Annotated in this window: 20 protein-coding genes; 11 read left to right on the forward strand and 9 right to left on the reverse strand. The window is 68.6% G+C overall.

Annotated features, from left to right (window positions below):
- Window positions 1–4 precede the first annotated feature (4 nt).
- A complete protein-coding gene (locus BM287_RS00680) occupies window positions 5–394 on the reverse strand; it encodes a DUF1304 domain-containing protein (RefSeq protein ID WP_090035379.1) in 390 nt (129 codons plus the stop codon).
- A 23-nt stretch (window positions 395–417) separates the two neighbouring features.
- Between BM287_RS00680 and BM287_RS00685 the strand changes: the two genes are divergently transcribed.
- Complete coding sequence (locus BM287_RS00685; RefSeq protein WP_090035378.1) at window positions 418–1,719, forward strand: FAD-dependent oxidoreductase; 1,302 nt, start codon at window positions 418–420, stop codon at window positions 1,717–1,719.
- Window positions 1,720–1,814: 95 nt separating this feature from the next.
- Here BM287_RS00685 and BM287_RS00690 read toward each other — a convergent pair whose 3' ends face one another.
- From BM287_RS00690 to BM287_RS00700, 3 genes are all read right to left on the reverse strand, one after another.
- Window positions 1,815–2,213: a DUF1304 domain-containing protein gene (locus BM287_RS00690; RefSeq protein ID WP_090035376.1), complete on the reverse strand. Its 399-nt coding sequence runs from the start codon at window positions 2,211–2,213 to the stop codon at window positions 1,815–1,817.
- A gap of 25 nt (window positions 2,214–2,238) precedes the next feature.
- Complete coding sequence (locus tag BM287_RS00695) at window positions 2,239–3,261, reverse strand: MDR family oxidoreductase (protein WP_090035375.1); 1,023 nt, start codon at window positions 3,259–3,261, stop codon at window positions 2,239–2,241.
- Between the two features lie 105 nt (window positions 3,262–3,366).
- Window positions 3,367–4,173 carry an isocitrate lyase/PEP mutase family protein gene (locus BM287_RS00700; protein WP_090035373.1) on the reverse strand — a complete coding sequence of 269 codons (807 nt, stop codon included), beginning with the start codon at window positions 4,171–4,173 and terminating at the stop codon, window positions 3,367–3,369.
- Between the two features lie 74 nt (window positions 4,174–4,247).
- Between BM287_RS00700 and BM287_RS00705 the strand changes: the two genes are divergently transcribed.
- A complete protein-coding gene (locus BM287_RS00705) occupies window positions 4,248–5,693 on the forward strand; it encodes an LssY C-terminal domain-containing protein (RefSeq protein ID WP_090035371.1) in 1,446 nt (481 codons plus the stop codon).
- 97 nt (window positions 5,694–5,790) lie between these two features.
- Here BM287_RS00705 and BM287_RS00710 read toward each other — a convergent pair whose 3' ends face one another.
- Together BM287_RS00710 and BM287_RS00715 are read right to left on the reverse strand one after the other, a co-directional pair.
- Window positions 5,791–7,377: a Na+/H+ antiporter gene (locus BM287_RS00710; protein ID WP_244527797.1), complete on the reverse strand. Its 1,587-nt coding sequence runs from the start codon at window positions 7,375–7,377 to the stop codon at window positions 5,791–5,793.
- 129 nt (window positions 7,378–7,506) lie between these two features.
- Window positions 7,507–8,394, reverse strand: coding sequence for an oxygen-dependent tRNA uridine(34) hydroxylase TrhO (locus BM287_RS00715; RefSeq protein WP_090035366.1), 888 nt, complete (start codon window positions 8,392–8,394; stop codon window positions 7,507–7,509).
- Window positions 8,395–8,545: 151 nt separating this feature from the next.
- Between BM287_RS00715 and BM287_RS00720 the strand changes: the two genes are divergently transcribed.
- Complete coding sequence (locus BM287_RS00720) at window positions 8,546–9,322, forward strand: polyprenol monophosphomannose synthase (protein ID WP_211772936.1); 777 nt, start codon at window positions 8,546–8,548, stop codon at window positions 9,320–9,322.
- 9 nt (window positions 9,323–9,331) lie between these two features.
- A complete protein-coding gene (locus BM287_RS00725) occupies window positions 9,332–9,862 on the forward strand; it encodes a YbhB/YbcL family Raf kinase inhibitor-like protein (protein ID WP_090035364.1) in 531 nt (176 codons plus the stop codon).
- Window positions 9,863–9,925: 63 nt separating this feature from the next.
- Here BM287_RS00725 and BM287_RS00730 read toward each other — a convergent pair whose 3' ends face one another.
- The gene (locus BM287_RS00730; protein WP_090035362.1) at window positions 9,926–10,564 is read right to left on the reverse strand and encodes a LysE family translocator; all 639 of its coding nucleotides are present in this window, start codon (window positions 10,562–10,564) and stop codon (window positions 9,926–9,928) included.
- Between the two features lie 247 nt (window positions 10,565–10,811).
- Here BM287_RS00730 and BM287_RS00735 point away from each other — a divergent pair, with 247 nt between their 5' ends.
- Entirely contained in the window at window positions 10,812–11,939 is a 1,128-nt protein-coding gene (locus BM287_RS00735; protein WP_090035608.1) for a bifunctional 2-methylcitrate synthase/citrate synthase, read from the forward strand.
- A 65-nt stretch (window positions 11,940–12,004) separates the two neighbouring features.
- Here the strand turns inward: BM287_RS00735 and BM287_RS00740 are convergent, their stop codons facing one another.
- Window positions 12,005–13,189: an acetyl-CoA C-acetyltransferase gene (locus BM287_RS00740; RefSeq protein ID WP_090035361.1), complete on the reverse strand. Its 1,185-nt coding sequence runs from the start codon at window positions 13,187–13,189 to the stop codon at window positions 12,005–12,007.
- 127 nt (window positions 13,190–13,316) lie between these two features.
- On the opposite strand from BM287_RS00740, the gene aspS reads away from it, so the two are divergent.
- Entirely contained in the window at window positions 13,317–14,645 is a 1,329-nt protein-coding gene (aspS, locus tag BM287_RS00745) for an aspartate--tRNA(Asn) ligase (protein ID WP_170857372.1), read from the forward strand.
- Here the strand turns inward: aspS and BM287_RS00750 are convergent.
- The gene (locus tag BM287_RS00750; protein WP_090035356.1) at window positions 14,575–15,336 is read right to left on the reverse strand and encodes a JAB domain-containing protein; all 762 of its coding nucleotides are present in this window, start codon (window positions 15,334–15,336) and stop codon (window positions 14,575–14,577) included. The two genes, aspS and BM287_RS00750, sit on opposite strands and share 71 nt — an antisense overlap.
- 152 nt (window positions 15,337–15,488) lie before the next feature.
- On the opposite strand from BM287_RS00750, the gene BM287_RS00755 reads away from it, so the two are divergent.
- The 5 genes from BM287_RS00755 (at window position 15,489) to ccsB (ending at window position 20,250) form a co-directional block, all read left to right on the forward strand.
- Entirely contained in the window at window positions 15,489–16,205 is a 717-nt protein-coding gene (locus tag BM287_RS00755) for a histidine phosphatase family protein (RefSeq protein WP_090035353.1), read from the forward strand.
- Window positions 16,202–16,819: a TlpA disulfide reductase family protein gene (locus BM287_RS00760; RefSeq protein WP_090035351.1), complete on the forward strand. Its 618-nt coding sequence runs from the start codon at window positions 16,202–16,204 to the stop codon at window positions 16,817–16,819. The genes BM287_RS00755 and BM287_RS00760 overlap by 4 nt, the downstream gene beginning before the upstream one ends.
- 1 nt (window position 16,820) lies before the next feature.
- Entirely contained in the window at window positions 16,821–17,561 is a 741-nt protein-coding gene (locus BM287_RS00765) for a cytochrome c biogenesis CcdA family protein (RefSeq protein WP_090035348.1), read from the forward strand.
- Window positions 17,562–17,661: 100 nt separating this feature from the next.
- Window positions 17,662–19,173: a cytochrome c biogenesis protein ResB gene (locus BM287_RS00770; RefSeq protein WP_244527798.1), complete on the forward strand. Its 1,512-nt coding sequence runs from the start codon at window positions 17,662–17,664 to the stop codon at window positions 19,171–19,173.
- 9 nt (window positions 19,174–19,182) lie between these two features.
- Complete coding sequence (ccsB, locus tag BM287_RS00775) at window positions 19,183–20,250, forward strand: c-type cytochrome biogenesis protein CcsB (RefSeq protein ID WP_170857373.1); 1,068 nt, start codon at window positions 19,183–19,185, stop codon at window positions 20,248–20,250.
- Window positions 20,251–20,401 lie beyond the last annotated feature (151 nt).

Here is a 20,401-nt window from a genome sequence, read left to right on the forward strand (position 1 = left end):
CGCGCTACTCGTTCTCGCCGATCACGAACAGGATGAGGCCGACCAGCGGCAGCGCGCCCTGCAGCACGGCGGTGGCCCAGAAGCGACGGCTGATCGTCAGCAGCACCAGCGACGCCAGGATCATGCAGACGCCGCAGAAGAAGATGAGCCCGAAGCCGACCTGGCGCAGCGTCGTCCAGTAGAGCAGCAGTCCGACCACCGACCCGCCCGCGAGGAACAGATTGTAGAACCCCTGGGTGTACGCCATCGGGCGGACCGCGTCCGCCTGCGACTGCGAGGCCACCCCGAAGCGCCTCCACACTCCGGGCGCCGGCCAGAGCACGCTCTGCATCGCGAAGAAGCTGAGCTGCACCAGCGCCGCCGCGGCGATGAGGACGCTGCCGATGATCGCCATGCCGGGAGGATACGCTTCCAGCCATGGAGACGCTGAACACCACGTGCGTCATCGTCGGCGGCGGCCCGGCCGGGATGATGCTGGGCCTGATCCTGGCGCGCAACGGCGTCGACGTCGTCGTGCTCGAGAAGCACGCCGACTTCTTCCGGGATTTTCGGGGGGACACCATTCATCCGTCCACGATCTCCGTGCTCGGCCAGCTGGGACTCCGGGAGCGTTTCCTCGGGCTTCCGCACACCAGCGTCACGAGCCTCGACGTCGTCGTGAACGGCAACCGGCTGCATCCCATCGATTTCAGCCGGCTCCCGGCGCCGGACGACTTCCTCGTGCTGGCGCCCCAGTGGGACTTCCTGACCTTCCTCACCGAGGACGCGGCGCGGTATCCGAACTTCCGGCTGCTGATGCGAACGGAGGCGACCGAGCTGATCTGGGAGGGCGGCGCCGTGCGCGGCGTGCGGGCACAGGGGCCGGAGGGTGCGCTGGAGGTCCGCGGGCGCCTGACGGTGTCGGCGGACGGCCGCGCGTCGGTGCTCCGCGACCAGGCGGGGCTGCGTCCCCGGCGGTTCGGCGTGCCGATCGACGTGCTGTGGTTCCGCATCCCGAAGCCCGAGGACCTGCCGGCGCACACGCTCGCCTACGTCGGAAGCGGCGGCATGGTCGTCAGCATCGAGCGCGAGGACTACGTGCAGCTCGGCTTCATCATCCGCAAGGGCGGCTTCGATGAGCTGCGCGAAGCGGGCCTCCCGGCCTTCCGCACGGCGGTGGCCGGTGCGGCGCCGCATCTGCGAGCGGTGCTCGAGACGATCACCGACTGGGATCAGGTCAAGCTGCTGAGCGTGCAGATCGACCGGCTGCCGCGCTGGTATCGCCGCGGGTTCCTGGCGATCGGGGATGCGGCGCACGCCATGTCGCCGGCCTTCGGCGTCGGGGTGAACTACGCGATCCAGGATGCGGTGGCGACCGCGAACGCCCTCACCGAGACGCTGCGAGAGCTCGGTCCGGTGGGGGTCGAGGACGCGGGGGCTGAGGATGCGGGGGCGGGGGATGCGGGCGCTGGCGGCCAGGAGGCGGAGCCCGGCGTCGAGCTGCGGTTGCTGGACGGCATCCAGCGGCGACGGATGCCCGCGGTCGCCGGGATGCAGCGCATCCAGCTCGCCGCGCACCGGTTCATCTCGCGACCCGAGGGCGTGCGGCTGCTGCCGGAGCCGATGCCCGGCCCGGCCCGCGTGGCGATCGCCGCGGCGACCCCGCTGACGCAGCTGCTCGCCTCGCGCCTGATCGGCCGGGGGCTGCGTCCGGAGACGGTGGCGCCAGAGCTCCGCTGACGGAGGGGCTTCGCTGACGGGGTCCGGCGCCGCCCGCGTTAGCGTCTTGCGCTGCTCGCGCGAGCCTCCGGCGCCAGTGTCTTGCGCTGCTCGTTCTAGTGCTGCCCGGTTGCGAGCGCGATGAGCAGCAGCACCAGTCCGGCCAGCGGCAGCAGCCCCTGGATGATCGCGGGTCGCACGTACCCGCGGCCCGTGGTGACCAGAACGACCGCCGCGCCGACCATGCTTCCCGCCGCGAAGATGATGAGCGCGAGCCCCGACGCGTGCTGCCCCACACCGTAGAGGATGAGGCCGACGACCGCCCCGATGGCGAGGAACAGGTTGTAGAACCCCTGGTTGTACGCCATCGGCCGCGTGGTGTCCGCCGCCTCCTGGCTGGCGACGCCGAACCGCTGCCAGACCGCGGGACGCGTCCACGCCACGCTCTCCATGAAGAAGATGGCTACGTGGAGGGCGGCGGCGAGGGTGACCAGCACCGTGGCGAGGACGATCATGGCGTCAGCATATCGATCGCTCGACTCAGCGGCGGACGTCGACCACCGTGCGTCCCCGCAGCCGGCCCGCGAGGATCTCGTCCGCGGCCGGAATCGCCTCCGCCAGGGGCACGAACCGCGTCATCGCCGCGAGTGCCTCCTCGTCGAGATCCGTGGCCAGGCGGCGCCACGCCGTCTCCCGCAGCGCAGCGGGCGCTTCCACGGAGTTGATCCCGGCGAGCGTCACCGCCCGCAGGATGAACGGCAGCACCGTCGCGGGGAGGTCCGGGCCCTGCGCCAGCCCGCAGGCGGCGACCGTGCCGCCGTACCGGGTCTGCGCCAGTACCGTGGCGAGGGTCTGGCTGCCGACCGCATCCACGGCGCCCGCCCAGCGCTGGGACTGCAGCGGCCGGCCGGGCACCTCGAACTCCGACCGGTCGATCACCTCGGTCGCACCGAGGTCGGTCAGGTAGTCGCGCAGTTCATCTGCGCGACCTGTGGATGCGGTGACCGGGTACCCCAGTTTCCCGAGCAGGGCGATCGCCACCGACCCGACACCGCCGGCGGCGCCGGTGACGAGCACGCGGCTGCCGCTCGCGGCGACCTCGTGCGGGTCCACGCCGTTGCGCTCCAGAGCGAGGACGGACAGCATCGCGGTGAACCCCGCCGTGCCGATGGCCGCCGCCTGCTCGGATGTGATCGAGTCGGGGATGCGCACCAGCGCGTCGCCCCGCACGCGGGCCCTCTCGGCGAGCCCGCCGTGGTGCGTCTCACCGATCCCGTCGCCGTTCAGCACGACGCGGTCGCCCGGCCGCCAGCGCGGGTCCTCCGACTGTTCGACCGTGCCGACGATGTCGATCCCGGGGATCAGCGGAGACGTGCGCGCGACGCCGGGACGCCCCGCGATGGCGAGGCCGTCCTTGTAGTTGAGGTCGGAGAACTCGACCGCGATCGTCACCTCGCCCGGCATGAGGAACGCGTCCGTCACGCGCCGGACCTCCGCGGTGTGGGCCGTGATCCTCCCGCCGTCGACCTGCTGCTCGATCACGATCGCCCGGAAGTCGCCCATGGCCTCACCCTACGCCGGGGGCCACGGCCGCCCGCGTCGCCGGTTCGCCCGTGTGCTCGCCCCCGTGCCGCCCGCGTGCTCGCACCCGTGTGCTCGCCCTCCTGCTCAGTTCAGAAGGAGCGTGCCGTCGGGCAGTACGTCGCCCGCAGAGAGGTTCTGGGCCGCATGGCGCAGCGCCGTCAGGGCGACGCGCTGCGTCCACGGTCCGTAGGAGACGCGCGCGACTCCCAGCTCCTGAAGTCGCGCGGGAGGGACCGATCCGGGAACCGCGATCACGCTGAGCATGCGCTCGCCGAGGCCGTCCACCAGCCGTTCGATCGTGTGCTCGTCGAGCTTCCCCGGGACGAAGACGCAGGTCGCGCCCTCGGCGAGGAAGGCGCGCCCACGGCGGACGGCCTCCTCGATCTTCTGCTCGACGGTCGTCTCCTCGGCTGAGCTCGCGCCTCCGACCGGGGGAGCGGAGCGGAGGAAGACGTCGGTGCGGGCGTTCAGGGCGAACGGAACCCCCTCGGCATCCGCCGCTCGCACCGCCGCGCGCACTGCGGTGACGGCCTCGTCGAACGGTGCCATCGCGTCTTCGAGGTTCGCCCCGACCGCGCCGACACCGATCGCACGCCGGATCGTCTCCCCGGCGTCGCCGTAGCCGCGTTCGAGATCCGCGCTGACCGGCAGCTCCGTCGCCGCGACGATCCGGCCCACCATGTCGAGCATCAGGTCGCGCGGGATCTTCTCGCCGTCCTCGTAGCCGAACGTCGCCGCGATGGAGTGGCTGGCCGTGGCCAGTGCCCGGGTCTCCGGGAGCTCGGCGATCACACGCGCGCTGACGGCATCCCACACGTTCACGACCTGGAGGAGTTCGGGAGCCGTATGGAGCCGCCGGAGTTCGCTGCCGCGTGCCTCGATACTGGTCATGCCGCGATCCTAGAGGGACCGCCGCCGCGGAACTGCACTGAGGGTGCGGGCGGCCGTGACTCTAGGATGGCGGCATGGCCCACGCGGAGAAGCCGCAGGAGGTGCCGAAGACCCGTTCGGCACTGGGTCACCCTGCCTCCCGCAGCACGGTCGTCGACTACGTCTCCTTCGTCTTCGGCGGCGTCTCCGCCATCTGGCTGGCCTGGCTGGTGCTCACCGAGAGCTTCGAGTGGGGCTGGTTCCTCATCCTGTTCTTCGTGCTGTTCTGGATCGTGCTGGCGTACCTGGTGCTCCCCCGCCTGCACCGCATCCTCACCGAGATCTACGTCCCGGACTATTTCATCGGCCGCGCCCGGACGAGCGACGGCCTCCTGGGGGACCCGATCAACCTCGCGCTCGTGGGATCGGAGGCGCAGCTGGACGACGCGATGCGCGAGGCCGGCTGGACACGAGCCGACGACGTGACCTTCCGGTCCAGCTGGCGGATCGTGACGTCGACGCTGTTGCGCCGGAGCTACGACGAAGCGCCGGTCAGCCCCCTGTTCCTGTTCGGGCGCCAGCAGGATGCGGCGTACCAGCAGGAGGTGAAAGGCAACCCCGCGAAGCGCCACCACGTGCGGTTCTGGCGCTGTCCCGACGGCTGGCTGCTGCCCGGGGGGCACCGCGTCGAGTGGCTGGCGGCCGGGACCTTCGACCGCGCGGTGGGCTTCTCCCTGTTCACCTTGCAGATCACGCACAAGATCGACGCCAACACAGACATCGAGCGGGACCACATCGTGTCGACGCTGCTCCGCGCCGATGTGGGCGTCGAGGTCGCCGTCCTCCGCGACTTCTCGAGCGGCTACCACTCCCGCAATGGAGGTGGCGACAGCATCGAGACCGATGGGGACCTGCCCGTGGTCGACCTGACACAGGTGCCCGTGGATCCGGAGGGCGCGGGTGTCGCCGCGGACGCTGCCGCCCGCCGGCTGGCCTTGGCCGAGCGCCGTCCGGTGCCGACGACCCTCGGCGTCCTGTTGATGGTCCTCCGCGTCGCCGCTGGCGTGGGATACGTCGTGCTGAACGTGCTCGACTGGCACCGGTTCGTCCTCTCCGAGGTCGCCGGTTCCGTCACGCCGGGCGACGAGGCGACGGCGAGCCTGGTGCTGGGCGTTGCCATGGGCGCTTTCGGTGCAGGCCTGGTGCTGTACTTCCTCCTCGCTCTGCTGGTGTTCTTCGGAAGCAACTGGGCCCGCATCGCGGCCATGTCGTACAGCGCCCTCATCATCGTCTTCTCCGCGGTCGACTACCTGGACGGAGGCCCGCAGGTCTCCCTCCGCAACAATCTCCTCGGCTTGGCCCTGGACATCCTCGTGGTCCTGGCGCTCTCCTCGAAGCGTTCGCGGAGCTGGGCCCGGCGCCCGCGCACACGGTCGGCGGCGCCCGCTCGCTCGGGCAGGGGGAGGGGCGCTGTCCTCCCCGACGACGCGGCAGCGCGCGCGGCTCTCGACGCCCCCGCCGATCAGACGCGCCTGCGCTGATCCGTCTGTGCTGATCTGTCCGTGCTGATCTGCCTGTGCTGCGCCGTTTGCGCTTGCCTGCGCTGATCCGCCTGCGCGCGTGTCAATTCAACCGGGTTCACATGAGCGACTTCTTCCCCTCGGCGCCTCCGGCCTTGAGCGCGGATTCCTCGGCATCGAGGAATGCGAGCACCGAGCGCACGGCCGGTTCCTGATACCGTCCCTCCGCCCGCGCTTCCAGGACCGCCTGGCGCTCGGCGCCGATCATCGTCCGACGCAACCGGCGGTATTCCTGCGGAAGGTCGGCGCTTTCGCCGGGCGATGGATTCTCCAGCGCGTCGGAGAGGAACAGCGCGTTGATCCGAAGCCGCTCGATCACCCGCTCGTCCTCGTCGCCCGTCACCTGGGATTCCAGGTGTTCGAGGCCCGCGGACTGCGCTTCCGCGAGAAGTCGCTGCATCTCGCTCGCTTCCTGTGCGAAATCGGGTGGCGGCAGCTTGAGCCGGCGGATGACCCACGGCAGTGTCAGGCCCTCGAGCAGTGTCGCCACCACGACGACGAAGGCCAGGAACTGCAGGAACTCTCGGTGGGGTGTCTGCGCCGGCAGGAGGAACACTGCTGCGAGTGTGACCACTCCGCGGATCCCGGCGAACGACACGGCGACGCCGGTGGGCCAGGACCAGCCGCGCTCGCGCAGGCGCTGAGGCCCGTAGCGGTAGAGGGCCGTCGTGCCGATCATCCAGACGAATCGGGTCAGGAAGAGCGTCAGCAGGACCACGATGCTGATGACGACGGTCTGCGGAATCGTGATCCCGGACGCGAACGCGGCCGTGAGGATGGAGCGCAACTCCAGCCCGATGAAGAGGAAGACGGCGTTCTCCAGCAGGAAGCTGACCGTCCGCCAGTTGATCGTCTCCGCGATACGCGCCTCCGCGGTCTGGATCGTGGGGGAGCGGTATCCCAGGTAGAGGCCCGCGACGACGACCGCCAGGATCCCGGAGCCGTGCAGGAGCTGCGCCGGGATGAACGCCAGATATGGCGTGATGAGGGCGAGCGAGGTGTCCAGCACCGGGGATCGCAGCTGTTTCCGGATCGTTGCGAGCACCAGGCCGATGACCAGCCCGACGCCCACGCCGACCACGACGGCCAGCACGAAGTCGACGCCGATCGCGACCGGGTTCACGATGCTCACGATCGCCGCGATGCTCGCGTTCAAGGCGACCAAAGCGGTGGCGTCATTGAGGAGGCTCTCGCCCTCGAGCACGGTGACGAGTCGTCGGGGAAGCCGGATCCGTCCCGCGACGGCTTGGACTGCGACGGTGTCGGTCGGAGCGACCACCGCTCCGAAGGCGAACGCCGCCGCCAGGGTGATGGCCGGGACCGCCAGGTAGGTGGCGAACCCGACGACCACCACGGTGAATGCCACGAGCCCGACGGAGAGGAGGAGGATGCCGTCGCGCCGGGCTCGCACATCCACGATCGAGGTCTGGATCGCTGCGGCGAAGAGCAGGGGCGGCAGCAGCCCGAAGAGCACCACCTCCGGCTCCAGAGCCACCTGGGGCACTCCCGGCACGAACGAGGCGGCCGCTCCCACGACGACGAGCACGACGGGGGCGGACCAGCCGACCCTGCGGGACAGGCCGGTGACCGTGACCGTGACGAGAACGAACGACACGATCCAGACGATGGTGGTGACCGGATCCATGCTGTTCATGATGGCGGCAACGCGGAGAGGCCGCCAAGATTTCCCCGAGCCCGTGGATAAGTCGTACGCCGCCGGCGATGTGGACGATTACCCGCCCCCGGGAGGCGCTGTCCGGGTCGTGCAGGTCGGCTATGCGGCGTGAATCGCGCAGGCGGCCGATTCGCACTCCTCGCACACCACCAGTTGCTCGCGGCATGCGGGGTCGCTGCAGTTGCGCATCCTGCTCGTGGGTCCGTTGCAGGTCACGCAGCGGCCGAGGACCGCCGGGTTCTCGCTGAAGGTCATCGTGCCCCGGCCGTCGAAGACGTAGAGCGATCCCTCCCAGAGACCATCGTCGCCGTGCGCTTCTCCGTAGCGCGCGATGCCGCCATCGAGCTGGTACACCTCCTGGAACCCGCGGTCGCGCATCAACGACGACAGCACTTCGCAGCGGATGCCCCCGGTGCAGTAGGTGACGATCGGCTTGTCCTTCAGATGGTCGTAGATCCCGCTGTCGAGCGCGGCGACGAATTCGCGGGTGTTGGCGACGTCCGGCACGACCGCGTCGCGGAAGCGCCCGATCTCCGCCTCGAATCGGTTGCGACCGTCGAAGAAGACCAGGTCGTCCCGCTCCGCCGCGAGCGCGTGGAGCGCATCCGGATCGAGCCGGGTTCCGCCCCCGACCACCCCGTGCTCGTCGACGCGCAGCTCGTCGGGAGCGCCGAACGACACGACCTCGTCCCGCACTTTGACGGACAGGCGGGGAAAGTCCCGGCTCGTATTGTCCGCATTCAGTCCGGATCCTTCGCTCCATTTCGCGTCGAGCCGGCGGAACGGCCCGTACTCCTTCGTCACGCGCAGGTAGCGCTTGAGCGCATCCAGTTCGCCGCCGAGCGTTCCGTTGATTCCCTGGCTGGAGAGCAGGATGCGTCCCCGCAGGCCCAGCCGCTCGCAGAGCTCCCGCTGCCACAGCCGGATCGCGTCCGGGTCGGGCAGCGGGGCGAACACGTAGAAGAGGAGGACTTTGGGCACAGCCACCGCCTCATCGTAAGGGAGCGCTTCCCGCGACGGGTTGATCGTAGGATCGTGGAAGCTGTGAACGCCGGAAGCCGCGTTCGCCTGCCGTTCAGGCTGGTAGGACAAGGTCGGTGCGTTCCCCGGGGCGTGCCCCAGACAGAGAGGCGGGTTGTTGCGAACCCTGGTCATCATCCCGACCTATAACGAGCGTGAGAACGTCGGCTCGATCGTCGGACGGGTGCGTGCATCCGTTCCGGAGGCGGACGTCCTGGTCGTCGACGACGGTTCTCCTGACGGGACCGGCGAACTCGCCGACGCGCTCGCCGCGACCGACGCGAACGTCCACGTGCTTCACCGCGCGGGAAAGGACGGGCTGGGCGCCGCGTATCGCGCCGGCATGCGCTGGGCGCTCGACGCCGGGTACGAGGCGATCGTCGAGATGGATGCGGACGGGTCCCATCAGCCGGAGCAGTTGCCGCGCCTCCTCCATGCCCTTCGAGCGGATGGGACGTCCGGCGGCGCTGACGTCGTCCTCGGGTCCCGCTGGGTCGGCGGAGGCGGCGTCGTCAACTGGCCGGCACGCCGACGGATCATCTCGAAGGGCGGCAGCGCCTATTCGCGGATCGCACTCGGACTCCCGGTCCGGGATGTCACGGGAGGCTATCGCGCCTTCACAGCAGACGCCCTGCACCGCCTGCAGTTCGACCGCACCGAGAGCCAGGGGTACTGCTTCCAGATCGACATGACCCGGCGCGCCCACAACGTCGGACTCACCATCGTGGAGGTTCCCATCACCTTCGTCGAGCGGGAGCACGGGGCGTCGAAGATGGGAGGCGGGATCGTCGTGGAGGCGATGCTCCGTGTGACTCTGTGGGGTCTCGCCGGCCTTCCGAAACGGTTCCGCAGACGTCCGTCACCGGCCGAGCAGGAAACGGTGCAACGGGCGTAGCGTGGCGTCATGACACGTGATCCTTTCGAGCGCTTCGGCGCCGTTCCCTCCTTCCTCGTGTCGAGCGACGACGTCTCCGACGGCCGGCCGCTCGCGCGGGAGCAGTGGGCTGTGGGATCGGGAGGCGGCGGCATCTCGCCGCAGCTGTCGTGGAGCGGCTTTCCTCCGGAGACGAAGAGCTTCGCCGTGACCGTCCACGACCCCGACGCACCCACCGGCTCGGGATTCTGGCATTGGGCGGTCTACGACATCCCGCCCGCTGTGACCGAGCTGCCGACCGATGCCGGAGCGGAGGGAGGCAACAACCTCCCGCAGGGTGCGGCGATGCTTTCGAACGAACTGGGTTCGAAGAGCTTCACCGGTGCTGCTCCCCCTCCGGGGACCGGCACGCACCGCTACGACATCGTGGTTCACGCTCTGGACGTCGAACGACTGGACATCGGCCCGGATTCGACTCCGGCGGTACTCGGGTTCAACGCGCACTTCCACACGCTCGCCCGCGCCGTCATCTGCCCGGTCGCTACGGCCGGCGACATCTGACCCTCTCGCCGGTCAGTGCCTCTCGCCGGTCAGTGCTTCACGCCGGTCAGTGCTTCACGCCGGTCAGTGCTTCACGCCGGTGAGGGCCAACACGCCGCCGAGCCCGATCATCAGGACGCCCCCTGTCGCGCCGAGACGCTCCACCCGCCGGGGCGACCGCCCGAACCATTGCCGCGCCGTGCCGGCCGCGAGCGCCCACATGCTGTCGGACACCAGAGCGAGCGCGAGGAATACCACCCCGAGCTCGAACAGCTGCAGGGGGATCGCGTCCCGGCGATAGTCGACGAACTGAGGCAGGACTGCGACGAAGAAGACGAGGGACTTCGGGTTCGTCAACCCGACCACGAAGCCTTCGCCGAGGAGGCGCAGCGGGGATCGCCGTGGCGGCGTCGCCTCGTGCGTCACGGCCGTGTGCCTCCGGTGGCGGATGGCCTGGATCCCCAGATAGATCAGGTATCCCGCACCGGCGAACTTGATGATCGTGAAGAGCACCACGGACTGGGCTACCAGCGCTCCGACGCCGAGTGCGACCGCGATGATCAGCGGCAGCGTCCCGAGGGCGTTCCCGAGCACGCTCAGCAGACCGCCCAGCCTCCCCAGTGCCAGCGACCGGCCGATCACGAAGAGCACGCTCGGACCGGGGATGACGATGAGAGCGAGCGAGGCGAGCGCGAACGTCAGCAGCGAGGGACCCGAGACCATCTGCCGAGCGTACGGGAGGTAGGTTCGTTGCGCGAAGCTCCACGACGTTCGTCTGCACTCCAGCGAGGGAACCCGGGAACCGATGCTGGGTGAGATGCGGCATCGCGCTGAGCTGTACGACCTGATTGACTACGAGGGATGGAACGCGTTCGACACTCCGGTGTATGACTTCGAGGTACGCCACCAGCGTCCTCCCACCGCGACGCCGCCGTACGACGGCGACTCTGCCAGCTGCGAAGGAGCTCACATGTCCGATCAGGAGATCCACAAGGGACTCGCCGGCGTCGTCGTGGACACGACGACCATCTCGTCGGTGAACCCGGAGACGAACTCGCTGCTGTATCGCGGATATCCGGTTCAGGAGCTGGCGCGGCACTGTTCCTTCGAGGAGGTCGCGTATCTGCTGTGGCACGGCGAACTGCCGACGGCGGACGAGCTGGTCGCCTTCGAGTCGCTCGAGCGTTCCCTCCGTCGTCTCGACGACCGTACCCGGCGGGCCCTCGACGACGTGCCCGTCTCCGCCCACCCGATGGACGCGCTGCGCACCGCGGTGAGCCAGCTCGGTGGTCTGGATGCGACGCTCCACCAGCCGGACGGCATCCTCGATACCGACCTGAACGAGGGGCGGGCCATCTACCTGCTCGCCCAGTTGCCCACGATCGTGGCGTACATCCAGCGCCGTCGCCGGGGGCTCGAGCCGATCCAGCCCCGCGACGACCTCGACTACTCCCGGAACTTCCTCTGGCTCACCTTCGGTGAGGTCCCGGATGACGTGGTCGTGGATGCCTTCCGCGTCTCCCTCATCCTCTACGCAGAGCACTCGTTCAACGCGTCGACGTTCACCGCCCGCGTGATCGCGTCCACCCTGTCGGATGTCTACTCGGCCGTCACCGGTGCGATCGGCGCCTTGAAAGGCCCGCTCCATGGCGGTGCGAACGAAGCGGTCATGCACGCGTTCGACGAGATCGGGTCGGCCGACCGGGCCGCCGGATGGCTTGACGCGGCACTCGCTGAGAAGCGCAAGATCATGGGCTTCGGGCACCGGGTCTATAAGAACGGCGACTCCCGTGTGCCGACGATGAGGGAAGCACTCGTCCGCCTGGTCGAGCACTACCAGCGGCAGGAGATGCTCGACCTCTACGACGCGCTCGAGCGCGGGATGGCGGAACGGAAGAACATCAAGCCGAACCTCGACTACCCGTCGGGACCGGCCTACAACCTGATGGGCTTCGACACGGAGACCTTCACGCCGCTCTTCGCCGCGGCGCGGATCACGGGCTGGACGGCACACGTCTTCGAGCAATACGCCGCGAACTCCCTCATTCGTCCGCTCTCTCAGTACACCGGGCCGGCGGAGCGCCACCTGGAGCGGTAGCGATCCCGCCGGCAGCGATCCCGCCGGCAGCGCTCGCGCCGGCGCCCGTCCGCCCCGCGAAGGGTTCAGCGGTAGAGCAGCAGGGCGTCTCCCTGTCCGCCACCGCCGCACAGCGCGACCGCCGCCCTGCCGGAACCGCGTCGCGCGAGTTCGTGCGCCGCATGGCCGGCCAGCCGTGCCCCCGAAGCCCCGATGGGGTGTCCGAGGGCGATGGCGCCACCGTGGATGTTGACCTTCTCGGAGTCGATGCCCAGATCGGCCATCGATTGGAGCGCGACTGCGGCGAATGCCTCGTTGATCTCGATCAGGTCCAGCTCCGAGACGCTCCACCCTGCGCGCCGCAGGGCCGCGTCGATCGCCCGCGACGGCTGCGAATGGAGCGAGTTGTCGGGGCCAGCTACCTGACCACTTGTTCCGACGAGTGCCAGCCAGTCGAGCCCGAGGCGATCGGCGTTCTCGCGACTCGTCAGCACGAGGGCGGCTGCTCCGTCGCTCAGCGGTGAGGAGTTGCCTGCGGTGAGGGTGCCGCCCTCGGCGAAGCTCGGGCGCAGCCGCGAGAGCGTCTCTGCTGTCGAGTCGGGACGAATGCCCTCGTCCGAACTGACGACCACCGGGTCTCCCTTCCGCTGGGGAATGCTGACCGGTGCGATCTCCTCGTCGAACACGCCATTCGCCGCCGCCGCGCCGGCCCGCTGATGCGACTGCGCCGCGAACGCGTCCTGAGCCTCGCGCGTCAACCCCAGCTTCTCGGTGTAGCTCTCGGTGGAAGCGCCCATGGAGATCCCGTCGAAGGCATCCGTCAGGCCGTCGTGGTCCGCCGAATCGAGCGCCTGGATCGAGCCGTAATTCCAGCCGCTCCGTGATCCGGGCAGGATGTGCGGAGCGTTCGTCATCGACTCCTGGCCGCCGGCGACGACCACGGTCGCCTCGCCGGTCCGGATGAGACGTGCCGCATCGGTCACGGCGGCAAGCCCGGAGAGACAGACTTTGTTGATCGTCGTCGCGGGGACGTTCCACCCGATGCCCGCACCGATCGCCGTCTGTCGCGCCGGATTCTGGCCGGCACCCGCCTGCAGCACCTGGCCGAACAGCACGGTGTCGACCGCCTCCGCCCCGAGGCCGGAGCGTTCGAGGGCTTTCCGCAGCGCGATCGTTCCGAGTTGGACCGCACTCAATGACGCGAGCGTCCCCTTGATCTTCCCCAGCGGTGTCCGCGCGGCGGACAGGATGACGACGTCGTCGGTACTCATGGGCTACTCCTTCGTGCCTGGTCCTTCCATTCTCACACCGCCCCGGCCTTCCGGAACGGGGTGGCCGGCACCGGGCCGGAGAGCCGGAATCGGGAGCCTCCCGGGCGCACCGGTAGGCTTGTGGCTCGTGACCGAACGCGTTTTGATCAAGGACCTTGCCGCTCTGCCCGACGGACTCGTGAGCGTCGCAGGATGGGTCGAGACCGTCCGCGACCAGAAGAAGGTGCAGTTCGTCGTCCTTCGCGACGAGTCGGGTGCTGTCCAGCTCGTGAACCCGCGCACCGTCGGCGAAGACGGCACCGTGCTGGCCGATGAGCCGGCGACGACGATCTCTGCGCTCTCCCAGGGCACCTTCGTCCGTGCCACCGGTGAGCTCAAGCATGATGAGCGCGTCAAGCTCGGCGGCATCGAGATCCGTCTCTCGTCGCTCGACGTGGAGACGGCCGCCATCCCCGAGACTCCGATCGCCGCCGACAGCGGGATCGACAAGCGCATGGACTGGCGGTTCCTCGATCTGCGCGAGCCCCGGCACAATCTGATCTTCCGCGTGCAGACCACCTTCGAGCATGCACTCCGGCAGTACTGGGTCGACAACGGCTTCGTCGAGATCCACACGCCGAAGCTCATGGCCTCCGCCTCCGAGTCGCGCGCAGAGCTGTTCGAGCTGCCCTACTTCGAGACGACGGCCTACCTGGCCCAGAGCCCCCAGATCTTCAAGCAGATGGCGCAGGCGGCCGGCTTCGGACGGGTCTTCGAGATCGGGCCGGCGTTCCGGGCCGACCCGAGCTTCACGAGCCGCCACGCGACCGAGTTCACGAGCATCGACACCGAGCTGAGCTGGATCGACAGCCACGAGGATGTCATGAAGGTGCACGAGGAACTCCTCGTCGCCGGCTTCACCGCGGTCAAGGAGAAGCACGGCGAAGAGATCGAGCGACTCTTCGGGGTCGAGGTCACGGTGCCGTCGACGCCGTTCCCGCGCATCCCGCTGGCGGAGGCGAAGCGCATCGTGGCGGAGCACGGCTACCAGGTCCAGCGCGATGACGACGACATGGACCCGGAGGGCGAGCGCCGGATCTCGGCCTACGTCAAGGAGACGTACGGTCACGAGTTCGTCTTCCTGACGGACTACGCCTCGACGATCCGCCCGTACTACCACATGCGTCATGCCGAGGACCCGTCCATCACCCGCAGCTACGACCTGATCTTCAACGGGGTGGAGATCTCCACGGGCGCCCAGCGTGAGCACCGGGTCGACACCCTGGAGCAGCAGGCGATCGAGAAGGGTCTCTCGGTCGACGAGCTCGAAGACGTCCTGGCGTTCTTCCGGTACGGCGTTCCTCCGCACGGTGGATTCGGTATGGGGCTCGCGCGCGTTCTGATGCTCATGCTTCACCTCTCGAACCTCCGTGAGACGACCTATCTCTTCCGCGGCCCGACGCGCTTGACCCCGTAGTCCCCGACCCGATCGTGGGCAGCGCGTTCCAGCTGTCGCCCGCGACGAGGATGTGGCCGAGGAACCGGAGACCGAGTGTCGCAGCGGACTGGTCCAGGCGGCGCGTGAGCATGAGGTCTGCGACGGATGCATCGAGGACCCCCGAGGGATGGTTGTGCGCCACGGCGAACGATCTTCCGCCCCGCGTGAGAACCGCCTGGAGAACATCCGCCGGCTGAACGCTCGTCTCATCCACTCCGCCGTCGCGCATGAGCACGATCTCGAGAGGCCGGGCGGCTCGGTCGGCCACCACGACCAGGAACCGCTCAGAATCGCGATGCAGCAGCTCCGGCCGGACGACGCCGGCGACGGCCTTCGCGTCGACCAGTCGCGTCCAGGTGGACGATGCTCCGGCACGCCGCCAGATCTCCGTGATCGCGACCAGGCGGCCCGCCGTCGCCGGCCCGACTCCGGGCAGCCGTTCCAGTCGAGCGAAGTCCATCGTCGCAAGGCCGGGGAATCCGCCGGTCCGCCGGAGCACGGACCTCGCCAGGGCGAGGACGCTCCGACCGGTCTGACCCGAGCCGAGCACGAGCGCGAGGACCTCGTCATCGGTGAGCGCACCGATACCCAGGCGCCGCATCCGTTCACGTGGGCGGTCGTGGTTGGGGATGTTCGCAAGCGCCTCTCCTTCTTCTTCGTCATCGGCCATGAGTCGACGCTACGAAGAAGCGCAGCCGGCCACCGGCAGAGGAGAGAATCTGTGGATAACCGGCGAGAACCGTCCACCGGTGGAGAGATCACCGGGAACTGCCGCGCGGGCGCTCAGTCAATTCAAGGGAACCCGGTCCGTAGACTGGAGCCGTGGTAGCGAGCCAAGTGCACCTCGTCCGTCATGGCGAGGTGTTCAACCCCGACGGCATCCTGTATGGCAGGTTGTCGGGGTTCGGCCTCTCCAAGCTCGGCCACCGCATGGCGCAGGCCGCCGCCGACGAGCTGGCGGCGCGCGAGCGGCCGATGAGCGCATTGCGCGTGTCTCCCCTTCAGCGCACCCGCGAGTCCGCCGCTCCCATCGCCGAGGCATTCGGCCTGGATCCCGTCATCGACGACCGGATCATCGAGCCCACGAATCGGTTCGAAGGCACGAAGATGCGGCTCGCCCTCCGCAAGCCGATCTACTGGCCCTACCTGGTGAATCCGCTTCGACCCAGCTGGGGCGAGGCTTACGCCAGCATCGAACGCAGGATGCTCGCGGCCATCGACGAGGCCTTCGAATCCGTCGAATCGGGCGACGTCGTGCTGATGAGTCACCAGCTTCCGATCTGGGTCGCGCACCTGTCCGTCGCGGGCGAGCGCTTCCCGCACGATCCGCGTAAACGGCGTTGCTCCCTGTCGAGCATCACGACATTCGAGCGGCCGCCCGCCGCCGAAGGCCCGGCGGATGCGGTGGATCCGGACCCGGGCACACCTGCGAAGCCGCACGAGGCACGGACAGCTTCGGCTCCGCGTCTCGTCGAAGTCGGCTATGCGGAGCCCGCCGCGAGCCTCCAGGTCGCCGCGACCGACGTGGGGGCCGTGTGAACGCCGCACCCCGGCTCCGGTCTCGGATCCTGCTCCCTGCCGCCGCCCTTGCCGCCGCCACCGCCCTGGCGCTGAGTGGATGCACGGCCAACGACTCCCTCGCCACCCAGTACCGCTCCGGAAACGGGCAGAACTACATCGCGGGCGACGGCACGGTCAGCGAGTTCGCCGCGGGCAATCGCGGCGAGCCGGTCTCTTTCACCGGGACGCTGCAGGACGGCAGCACCGTGAGCTCGAAGCAGTACGCGGGAAAGGTCCTCGTCGTCAACTTCTGGTACGCCGGCTGCCCGCCGTGCCGCGTCGAAGCGCCGGACCTCCAGTCGCTCAGCCAGAAGTACGCCGCACAGGGAGTCGAGTTCCTCGGAGTCAATCTCTACGACTCCGTACAGACTGCGGAGAGCTTCGAGAAGGACAAGGGTGTGACCTACCCCTCCGTCCTCGACCGCGACACCGGCTCGGTCCTCCTCGCCTTCAGCAAGACCGTGCCGCCGAAGGCGACCCCGACGACCCTGGTGGTGGACAAGAAGGGACGCGTGGCGGCGCGCATCCTCGGCGCACTCCCGGGCAAGGGCATCCTCGACTCCCTCATCTCCGACGCCGTGGCCGAGCACTGAGGTGGGCGGCGTCGGTCAGATCGTCTTCAGCGGCCAGCTTCTGCTGGCCCTGCCGATCGCCCTTCTCGCGGGCCTGGTCTCTTTCGCCTCCCCGTGCGTGCTCCCGCTGGTGCCCGGATACCTCGCGTATGTGGGCGGCGTCAGCGACCCCGGCGCCAAGCGCGACCGATCGCGCATGCTGACGGGGGTCGCCCTCTTCGTCCTCGGGTTCGCGGTCGTGTTCGTCGCCTACGGTGCGGCCTTCGGCGCTCTCGGCTTCTGGCTGGTGCGCTGGCAAGAGGTCGTCATCCGCGTGCTGGGCGTGCTCGTGATCGTCATGGGGTTGGTCTTCATCGGCCAGTTCTCCTTCCTCCAGCGAACGATCAAGCCGTCCTGGCGCCCAGCGACCGGCCTGATCGGCGCGCCGCTGCTCGGCATCGTCTTCGGGTTGGGATGGACGCCGTGCATCGGACCGACGCTCGCCGCGATCAGCGCGCTCAGCGTCGGCAGCGGCTCGCCGTGGCGCGGCGCCTTGCTCGGGCTCTTCTACTGCATCGGGCTCGGCATCCCCTTCCTGCTCGTCGCCCTCGGTTTCGACTGGGTGGCGGGTTCCGTCGCCTACCTCAAACGGCACATCCGGGCCATCAACATCATCGGCGGCGTGCTGCTGGTCGTCATCGGCATCCTGATGGTCACCGGCCTGTGGAGCGAGCTCATGTCCCAGTTCTTGGCGGTGATCCAAGGTTTTGAGCCGGCCCTCTGATCACATCGACTCCGCTCCGCCTCGAGAGGATCCGGACGTCGTCCAGCCGAAGCTCGGCCCCCTCGGATGGCTCCGGTGGTTCTGGCGGCAGCTCACGAGCATGCGCACAGCGCTGTTCCTGCTGCTCCTGCTCGCTATCGCGGCGGTGCCGGGTTCGTTGGTGCCTCAACGCAGCTCCGATCCCAACGGCGTCACCAAGTACTTCAGCGAGAACCCCCAGTTGGCGCCGGTGCTCGACAAATTGCAGGCATTCGACGTCTACACGTCCGTGTGGTTCTCGGCGATCTATCTCCTGCTGTTCGCCTCGCTGATCGGCTGCATCATCCCGCGTACCACCCACCATTTCCGGGCGATGGGCGCCAAGCCGCCGAGGACCCCGGCCCGGCTGGAGCGGATGGCCGGTTTCCAGGCCAGGATCCTGCCCGCCGCGCTCCGCTCCGCCGCACCCGACCCGATCCTCACCGCGCGCGATGTGCTGAAGGCCAACCGCTACCGCGTGGCGCTGTACCAGGATGCACGCTCCACGTCCGTCTCCGCCGAACGCGGCTATCTCCGCGAGACGGGCAACCTCGTCTTCCACATCGCACTGCTCGGCGTGCTCCTCGCGATCGGGGTCGGGGGAGGATTCGGCTACACGGGGCAGAAGATCGTGGTCGAAGGTCAGAGCTTCGTGAACAGCCTGCCGTCGTACAACTCCTTCAACCCGGGCCGGTTCTTCAGCGACGCATCGCTCGCGCCGTTCTCGATCGCCGTGAACAAACTGGATGTGCGGTACGAGAGGAAGAATCGTGACGCGATCGGCACCCCCTTGGACTACACCGCGCATGTCACCACGACCGGGCCGGGAGACGCGAACTCCGACACGACGATCAAGGTGAACGAACCGCTGGCCATCGGCGGCACGAACGTCTATCTGCTCGGCAATGGATATGCGCCGACGATCACGGTCCGAGACCCCGCCGGGAAGGTGGTGTTCAGCGACTCCGTCCCGTTCATCCCCCAGGCGGATCCGAACCTCACCTCCCTCGGCTTCGTGAAGGTGCCGGACGGACTGAAGGAGCAGGTCGGGATGATCGGCTTCTTCTATCCGACAGTGACCGCCAGCCAGACTGCGCAAGGCGCGCTCGCCTCGAAGTTCCCGGGTCTCGACGACCCGGTGCTGAGCCTCAACGTCTATGCGGGCGACCTGGGGGTCGACGACGGAGTTCCGCAGTCCGTGTACAGCCTGAACACCGACACGCTCGAACAGCTGGCCGGTCCGCCGACGAAGACGAAGGCGCTCGAGCTGAAACCCGGACAGACCGTGAAGCTGCCGAACGGTCTCGGTACCATCTCACTGGACGGGGTCAAACGGTTCGCCACGCTCGAGGTCCACCACGACCCGGCTCAAGGATGGGTGCTGCTGTTCGCCATCCTCATCCTCGCCGGCCTCCTCACCTCCCTGTTCGTCCCACGGCGCCGGATCTGGGTGAAGGCTGTCGAGAATCAGGACGGATCGCTCATCCTGGAGTACGCGGGCCTCGCCCGCGGCGACGACCCCAACCTCCTGGCAGCGGTGGCCGCCGTCGCCGATCAGCACTCCGGAGCCATGGCGGGCTCCCCGAAGACGTAGGCTTGCATCGTGACCGAGACCCTCGCACAACTGTCGACCGTGTTCCTGTACGCGGCGATGGGCCTCTACGCGGCGGCATTCATCGCCTTCGCCCTCGACCTCGCACGACGAGGCGCTCGCGCGACCGCGGTCGAGGCAGCCGTCGTGCCGAGTGCCGTCGCGCGACGGGCTGAGGTCGCCGCACCGGTCGGCGCAGCCACCACGACCGTCATCGGCGAACCGCCGAGGGAGGCGCCGCCCGGCCCGACTTCGGCTCTCGGCCGGCTCTCCTCCCGCATCAGCACCCGCGTCGAGGACGACTTGCTGAACGGCTCAGAGAACTCCGCGTCCCTGCGGTGGGCGTTCGCGCTCACGATCATCGGGTTCGGGTTCCACGTCGTGGCGGACGTTCTGCGGGGTGTCGCCGCAGCTCGAGTCCCGTGGGCGAACATGTGGGAGTTCTCGATGACGGGGACACTCGTGATCATCGGGGTCTTCCTGGCGGCGAACCTGAAGTGGCAGATCAAGTACCTCGGCACCTTCGTCCTGGGATTGGTCCTGGTCCTGCAGGGCATCGCGCTGCTGCGGTACTACGTGCCCGTCGTCCCGCTTCAGCCCGCACTCCAGTCGTACTGGCTGGTCATCCACATCATCGTGGCCGTGCTGGGCACGGCGTTCTTCGCACTCGGCTTCGCGCTGTCGGGGCTGCAGCTGCTCCAATACCGCCGCGAACGCCAGGTGGCGGAGTCGCGTCCTCAGCAGTTCGCGTTCCTGACGACCTTGCCGGGCTCGGTCGCGCTGGAGAACCTGGCCTACCGCATCAACATCGTCGGATTCATCGCCTGGACGTTCACGCTCATCGCCGGTGCCATCTGGGCCGAGAAGGCGTGGGGCCGGTACTGGGGATGGGACACCAAAGAGGTCTGGACCTTCATCATCTGGGTGATCTATGCCGGCTACATCCACGCGCGCGCCACCCGTGGGTGGCGCGGATCCCGCTCCGCGTGGCTGGCGATCATCGGCTTCGCTGCCGTCCTGTTCAACTTCGGCATCGTCAACGTCTTCTTCCACGGGCTCCACGCATACTCGGGACTCTGACGCACGGAGACCCGCAGAAACCACGACCCCTTCGAGCAGTCCGCTTGGAGGGGTTTTCTGTCGGTCGCGGAGGACCGAGCGGGGAAGATCCGCATGATTCCGCGGAAGTGGAGCACGACACGCCCGGGATGATGGCGGAATTTGCACGTCC

The sequence above is a fragment of the Leifsonia sp. CL147 genome, assembly GCF_900114565.1.
In the GTDB taxonomy this organism is placed as follows: Bacteria; Actinomycetota; Actinomycetes; order Actinomycetales; family Microbacteriaceae; genus Leifsonia.

Bases quoted from the DNA above. Each gene is read 5' to 3' on its own strand.
- BM287_RS00735 (WP_090035608.1), top strand. From the start codon at position 10,812: ATGTCCGATCAGGAGATCCACAAGGGACTCGCCGGCGTCGTCGTGGAC.
- BM287_RS00705 (WP_090035371.1), top strand. From the start codon at position 4,248: ATGGCCCACGCGGAGAAGCCGCAGGAGGTGCCGAAGACCCGTTCGGCA.
- BM287_RS00690 (WP_090035376.1), bottom strand. From the start codon at position 2,213: ATGATCGTCCTCGCCACGGTGCTGGTCACCCTCGCCGCCGCCCTCCAC.
- BM287_RS00725 (WP_090035364.1), top strand. From the start codon at position 9,332: ATGACACGTGATCCTTTCGAGCGCTTCGGCGCCGTTCCCTCCTTCCTC.
- BM287_RS00730 (WP_090035362.1), bottom strand. From the start codon at position 10,564: ATGGTCTCGGGTCCCTCGCTGCTGACGTTCGCGCTCGCCTCGCTCGCT.
- BM287_RS00710 (WP_244527797.1), bottom strand. From the start codon at position 7,377: ATGGATCCGGTCACCACCATCGTCTGGATCGTGTCGTTCGTTCTCGTC.
- BM287_RS00750 (WP_090035356.1), bottom strand. From the start codon at position 15,336: ATGGCCGATGACGAAGAAGAAGGAGAGGCGCTTGCGAACATCCCCAAC.
- BM287_RS00685 (WP_090035378.1), top strand. From the start codon at position 418: ATGGAGACGCTGAACACCACGTGCGTCATCGTCGGCGGCGGCCCGGCC.
- BM287_RS00770 (WP_244527798.1), top strand. From the start codon at position 17,662: ATGCGCACAGCGCTGTTCCTGCTGCTCCTGCTCGCTATCGCGGCGGTG.
- BM287_RS00680 (WP_090035379.1), bottom strand. From the start codon at position 394: ATGGCGATCATCGGCAGCGTCCTCATCGCCGCGGCGGCGCTGGTGCAG.
- BM287_RS00695 (WP_090035375.1), bottom strand. From the start codon at position 3,261: ATGGGCGACTTCCGGGCGATCGTGATCGAGCAGCAGGTCGACGGCGGG.
- BM287_RS00700 (WP_090035373.1), bottom strand. From the start codon at position 4,173: ATGACCAGTATCGAGGCACGCGGCAGCGAACTCCGGCGGCTCCATACG.
- BM287_RS00740 (WP_090035361.1), bottom strand. From the start codon at position 13,189: ATGAGTACCGACGACGTCGTCATCCTGTCCGCCGCGCGGACACCGCTG.